Here is a 1,997-nt window from a genome sequence, read left to right on the forward strand (position 1 = left end):
CGGCGTGATGCCCGTGGTCGCCAGCCTGATCGTCGCGCTGGGGGTCGATCCGGTGCTGCTGGCGATGCCGGTGGCGATGGCCGCGAGCTGGGGCTTCATGCTGCCATCGGGCACCGGCCCCAATGCCATCGCCTGGGCCAGTGGCAACATCGCGCTGCCCCGGATGCTGAAGGCCGGGCTGCTGCTCGATATCGCGGGCGTGCCACTGATGGTCGGCGCGATCTGGATGGTTTCATTTGTAATCAATTGAGTGGTGGGGCATAAGGCAGGGCATAACAAAGATCAGGAGCCTCGCTGCACCCCTTCCGCTCAGCGGGTGTGAGTGCGGGGCGGGGCCAGCCCATCCAACCGCAGGAGCCCGCATATGACCGACGCCCCCATCAAGCCCATCACCACGCCCACGCCGCGCCGCAAACCCAAGCCGCAGATCGGCATGCTGGGCGGGCGCAAGCTCAAGCCCGCGACGCTGATGATGGGCCACGGCTTTGATCCGGTGCTGTCCGAAGGATCGCTCAAGGCCCCGATCTTCCTCACCTCGACCTTCGCGTTCGAGAACGCTGCGGCGGGCAAGCGGCATTTCGAGGGGTTGACCGGCAAGCGTCCGGGTGGAGCGGAAGGCCTTGTCTATTCGCGCTTCAACGGCCCCAATCAGGAGATTCTGGAAGATCGCCTCAGCGTCTGGGACGATGCCGAGGATGCGCTCGTCTTCTCCAGCGGCATGTCGGCGATCGCTACATTGCTGCTCGCCTATTGCAGCAACAATGATGTGATCGTCCATTCCGGCCCGCTGTATGCCGCGACCGAGACGATGATCGCGCGCATCCTGTCGCGCTTTGGCATCACCTATCTCGATTTTCCGGCCGGCGCGACCCGGGACGAAATCGACGCGGTGCTTGAACAGGCCAAGGACATGGCCGCCAAGCAGGGCGGCCGCGTCGCGATGATCTACCTCGAAAGCCCCGCCAACCCGACCAACGCTTTGGTCGATATCGAGGCGGTGGCCGCATCGCGCGATGCGGTGCTGGGCGCGGCGCTCGAGTCGGGGGAGGCGATGCCGCCCAACGCCATCGACAACACCTTCCTGGGGCCGTTGTGGCAGCAGCCGCTGCATCACGGCGCGGACATCGTCGTCTACAGCCTCACCAAATATGTCGGCGGGCACAGCGATCTGGTCGCAGGTGGCCTGTCTGGTCCCAAGAAGTGGATGGACCCGGTGCGCGCATTGCGCAACACCATCGGCACGATCTGCGATCCCAATACCGCGTGGATGCTGCTGCGCAGCCTTGAAACCGTCGAGCTGCGCATGAACCGCGCGGGTGAAAACGCCGCCAAGGTGTGCGCCTATCTCGCCCAGCATCCAAAGGTCGACGGCCTGGGCTATCTGGGCATGATCCACGATGCGCGCCAGCAGGACATTTACGACCGGCATTGCACCGGCGCGGGGTCAACCTTCTCGCTGTTCATCAAGGGCTGCGAGGCCGAGAGCTTTGCGTTTCTTGATGCCCTGCAGATTGCCAAGCTGGCAGTGAGCCTGGGCGGCACCGAGACGCTGGCCAGCCATCCGGCGGCGATGACGCATCTGTCGGTGCCCGATGCGCGCAAGGCGGCGCTGGGCATTACCGACAATCTGGTGCGGATTTCGGTGGGCGTCGAAGACCCTGACGATCTGATCGCGGACTTTGAGCAGGCGCTCGACGCGGTCTGAGCCGCGCGCCCGGCTTCTGGCGCGGCCGTCTGCTCAGTCCGCTGCCATCAGCAGCCGGGGCAGCGCGCCGCTGGTGCCGCGTGCCTCATCGATGATCAAACGGCGGAGCAGCCCGGTGCGCCCGACAACCTGCATGCCAATCCGGCGCACCAATGATGCCGCGCCGCCCGGCACGCCATACAGCCGGTTGAGCACATCGGTCGCGCCCGCCATCATCGCGTTGTCGAGCATCCGCCAGTCCTGATAACGCTTAAGCTGCGCCAGATCGCCGGGGTCAAGACCCAGCCGCGCG

Annotated in this window: 2 protein-coding genes and 1 pseudogene; 2 read left to right on the top strand and 1 reads right to left on the bottom strand. The window is 65.5% G+C overall.

The window, feature by feature from the left end; genetic code table 11:
* Together ACEW8G_RS14730 and ACEW8G_RS14735 are read left to right on the top strand one after the other, a co-directional pair.
* Nucleotides 1–250: anion permease (locus ACEW8G_RS14730; RefSeq protein ID WP_373489153.1), on the top strand; the 250-nt coding region annotated here is incomplete at its 5' end.
* Nucleotides 251–364: 114 nt separating this feature from the next.
* Complete coding sequence (locus ACEW8G_RS14735) at nucleotides 365–1,705, top strand: cystathionine gamma-synthase family protein (RefSeq protein WP_373489154.1); 1,341 nt, start codon at nucleotides 365–367, stop codon at nucleotides 1,703–1,705.
* A 33-nt stretch (nucleotides 1,706–1,738) separates the two neighbouring features.
* On the opposite strand, the pseudogene ACEW8G_RS14740 reads toward ACEW8G_RS14735, so the two are convergent.
* Nucleotides 1,739–1,997, bottom strand: a pseudogene (locus ACEW8G_RS14740) (ubiquinone biosynthesis protein UbiH); the annotation flags it as partial.

The sequence above is a fragment of the Blastomonas sp. genome, from assembly GCF_041747255.1.
Classification (GTDB): domain Bacteria; phylum Pseudomonadota; class Alphaproteobacteria; order Sphingomonadales; family Sphingomonadaceae; genus Blastomonas.